The sequence below is a fragment of the Arcicella sp. genome, assembly GCF_964672035.1.
Genome location: NZ_CBABQS010000161.1, coordinates 1 through 3,823, shown reverse-complemented (window position 1 = coordinate 3,823; position 3,823 = coordinate 1). Strand labels below are relative to the sequence as shown.

Genomic DNA, 3,823 nt, shown 5'->3' with positions numbered 1-3,823 from the left:
AATGGGAAACTCGTGAGGGCAGTATAAAGTCCTAATTGTTCGGTGGTGAGGAATTTATTATAAAGAAATAGTACGTTGAGCGTACCAATTGCCACGCCTACGTAGGTTACAACCGAATTTTTAATGCTTTGACGAATGATGATGCCCATTTATTTCTTTCGGTAAATTGCTACCGCCGTAACGCCTTGATTGTTGAAAACAGAAAGACTTTTTACGATGAAACGGGTAGTGATATGCACTAATTTTGACAATACATTATCCCCCATTACATTCTGTAACCAAACTTTATAAATTGAACCTCTGTGTAAACGACTAACGGGCTGATTCACGATTTCGACAATTTCCAAATCGTATAGTTTAGCGACATAAGCCAATGAATCAGCATCCCAAAGCAACATATGATGGGGTGGCAAATTCAAGGTATGGTAAGTATCTTTTCTGAAGTAATAGGAATGATTATTGGGTACACCAATGGCCAATAAACCGCCTTTTTTCAAGCATTTGACCGTATCTTTCAAAAAATCACCTACTTCATTTACGTGTTCAAATAATTGAAAAGCACATACACTATCATAACTTTCAGGATGATTCTGAGCGTGTTCTTTGATGGTTTCATTTAGGATACTGACACCCATTTTCTTCCCTTCTTCGATGGCTTCTGGGTTGAAATCTAAACCCGTTGGGATTGCTCCTTTTTCAATGAGTTTTTCTAAAAAATATCCTCTTCCACAGCCAATTTCAAGCACTTCCTCATTGGGTTGAATTGCTTGAATTACCTTCTCGTGTTCCCAACGCCACAGGTTGTAATAGCCCTTGTAATTTTGAGCTAATTCTGCATAAAATTCCCCATCACTCACAACTGAGAATGGATAATAAAATCTTAGCTTAGATTCTTGGCATTGATAAATGCCTAATTCTGAAACATTCTCGAAAAAGCGAGAAACGTCAGTATTTAATTCCGCTTGATACTTATTTTTGACTTTTTGAATGTCTAAAACTTGCTCTTTTTCAACGTTGCTTTTACCCGTAAGTGGTGAAATGACAGTGGACATATTTTTATTTTTCTAAAATTTCTCTTAACGTTTGTACTCGTTTACTCATTTCGTAATTTTCTTCAATATGCTTGCGAGCGGCTCTACCCATTTTACCCGCTAATTGTGGGTCTTGGACTAATTGAATCATATAGTCTGCCATCGTTTCCCAATCTCCTTCCTCAACCAAAAAGCCTGTTTCTCCGTGAACAACAGCATCTTTTATCCCTGCGTGACGGGTACTGACGATGGGTAAACCTGTGGCGGAGGCTTCGAGGATTGAAACAGGTGTACCTTCTGAATCTCCACTTGGAGCAAACATTGAATGTTGCAAAAATACCCTTCCTGTTTTTAAAGTTTCTGCTATTTCTGCTGGTAATCTCGCCCCTCTAAAATCTATTAAATGTTCTATCTCTAATTCTTTTGCTAATGCCTTAGACTCATTCAACAATTCACCTTCTCCAATCATAATAATACGAACATCTGGAACAGTCTGTGTAACTTTTTTAAATGCTCTAATGGTTGATTGAGGGGATTTTTTAGGTGTGAATCGACCAACGGTTATAAAGATTTTTTCATTTTTTTCAGGTGTTCCAATTGTAAATTTATTAGTATCAACAAAACAAGAATTAAAAATAGTAGTCTCTGGATTAGCTCCAAAACTAATAAGTTTATCCCTCATATCTCTTGATACTGCAATAATTCCTTTCACTTCTGAAAACATCTTTTTATACAATGGTAAGAATTTATCAAGCGTCGCTTTTTCGTTAGCATCAAATCCATGAAAATGAACAACTAATTCTGCTTTTGCCTTTTTACAAGCATCTATAATGGTTGCACCTGTTGGTCCATATTGAGCCAAAACAACGTCAATATTATTCTTTTTGAGATAATTTGCCAGAAAAAAAGTGTAAATTTTATGGTACAAATTAGGGGTTAACCTTCTTAATCCTCCTCTTACAAAAAGTATATTAAAAGGGAAAGGTAGAAATGACTTATCTGCTTGATTTAAAGAAGGATACCAACCTTCATAAATCGTTATTTTGGGTTGTAATTGTTCAATTTGGTCACGGATAAAAGTCTCACTGAATTGAAACTTATTGGGATATGCAAAGCAAAGATTCATCTTATTTCTTTTTGGCAACTAATATAAATGTACAAGCATCCTTATCTCTGGTTTCTTGCAAGGTAGTTTTATCGAAAAATATAATTAAAGGTTGCATAATTAATGCCAAAACAGGTCTAAGAAATTTGGGGATTTTGAAAAGAATTCCATCTTGAAATAATTGTAAACCCATTGCCGACCTTCCAATAATACCTCTGAAATAAACTATTTCAAAACCAGCTTCACTCACTACTTTTTGTAAACCCGTGGAAGTCCAACGCCAAAAATCCGTTGGGTCAGGATGAAACATCCAGTAGCCGTGCGTACTCAGAATCAATTGACCGTCCTTTTTTAACACTCTTTGGGCTTCTAATAGATAAGCCGTCGGGTTCACTACGTGTTCTAAAACCTGCGTTGAAAGCACAACGTCTAAACTATTATCAACCAATTGAATACGTCCTTCGGGTGAAATATGAATATCCGCCGAAGTGTTTTCGGGTAGGTCAATGCCAATATATTTTTCAACAAATGGGGCAATCAAGGGTTGGTAAGGTTTATTGCCACAACCATAATCTGCTAAGGTTAATTTAGTAGGAGTATTGGCGACAAATTGTTGAATAACCTCCTCAATCTTTTGGCGGAGTTGTCTTAAATAATAGTATCGAGTTGCCATTCTGCCAAAAATGGAAGGATACAGCCTTTCGATACCTGCTTCTCTTTCGTTCATTATTATTGTTTTGAATTACAAAATTAGTATTTTTGGAGGTCTAAAAAAACTACGTTCCCAATTATGAAAAAAGTTAATAGTTTTCTACTCGTATTTTTTCTCTCTATTACTTCAATTATCGGTCAAGTCAATCTCAAAAATGGCTTAGTGGCTTGTTATCCCTTCAATGCTAATGCCAAAGATGAATCGGGCAATGGAAATAATGGAACGGTAAACGGAGCAACTTTGACGACTGACCGTTTTGGAAAAGCCAATAGTGCTTACAATTTCAATGGTTCAAATTATATCGCCCTTCCTTCTGATAAATTTGCTTCCAACGATTACAGTTATTCTATATGGATTTATGTTACAACTATTCCATCAAATGGGGATAGTTACAGGGTTCTGTCAATTGGAGGTAGTTGTGGAGACCAAAACATAGACATTAGCAATAATTATTATGGAATATCTGGCATAGACGGTGGAGGATATGATGTAACTACAACACCTCATGTAACGAGCGTAAGCACAGGAACATTACCGACTATCGGAAAATGGTATCATGCGGCAGTCACTCGTGATAAAAACGAAGTAAAATTATTCCTAAATGGAGTACTCATTCAAACAACTTCTACAAACGGGGCATTGCCATATTACGGATGCAGCGGACAAATTTTTGCTAATATAGGTACAAGAAGCACTAATGTTCAATCTTTCATAGGAAGTGCGGACGACCTCCACATTTATAATCGCCCCATAACTGCAGACGAAGTAAAAGCCCTTTTTGAAAGTAATAATACCAGTCCAACCATAACAATATCCGCCAGTAACCCAGCTCCATGCGGAGGTGATAAAATAACGTTTATAGCCAACGGAGCCACAAATACTGCAAAATATCAATGGAAAGTTGATGGCATAAATCAAGGCACAAATAGCAAAACATTTGATTATACCTTTGTGAAAAAGACGGGTGATTATTCT

The 3,823-nt window shown here is 36.5% G+C and carries 4 protein-coding genes; 1 reads left to right on the top strand and 3 read right to left on the bottom strand.

The window, feature by feature from the left end:
• Positions 1-149: 149 nt before the first annotated feature.
• From AC1W31_RS20765 to AC1W31_RS20755, 3 genes are read right to left on the bottom strand one after another with little or no spacing between them, the layout of a single operon-like run.
• Positions 150-1,052: a class I SAM-dependent methyltransferase gene (locus tag AC1W31_RS20765; RefSeq protein ID WP_481736416.1), complete on the bottom strand. Its 903-nt coding sequence runs from the start codon at positions 1,050-1,052 to the stop codon at positions 150-152.
• Positions 1,053-1,056: 4 nt separating this feature from the next.
• Positions 1,057-2,157, bottom strand: coding sequence for a glycosyltransferase (locus tag AC1W31_RS20760; protein WP_481736415.1), 1,101 nt, complete (start codon positions 2,155-2,157; stop codon positions 1,057-1,059).
• Position 2,158: 1 nt separating this feature from the next.
• The gene (locus AC1W31_RS20755) at positions 2,159-2,863 is read right to left on the bottom strand and encodes a class I SAM-dependent methyltransferase (protein ID WP_481736414.1); all 705 of its coding nucleotides are present in this window, start codon (positions 2,861-2,863) and stop codon (positions 2,159-2,161) included.
• Between the two features lie 63 nt (positions 2,864-2,926).
• Between AC1W31_RS20755 and AC1W31_RS20750 the strand changes: the two genes are divergently transcribed.
• Positions 2,927-3,823, top strand: an 897-nt coding sequence (locus tag AC1W31_RS20750; protein WP_481736413.1) for a LamG domain-containing protein, incomplete at its 3' end; no start/stop codon positions are given.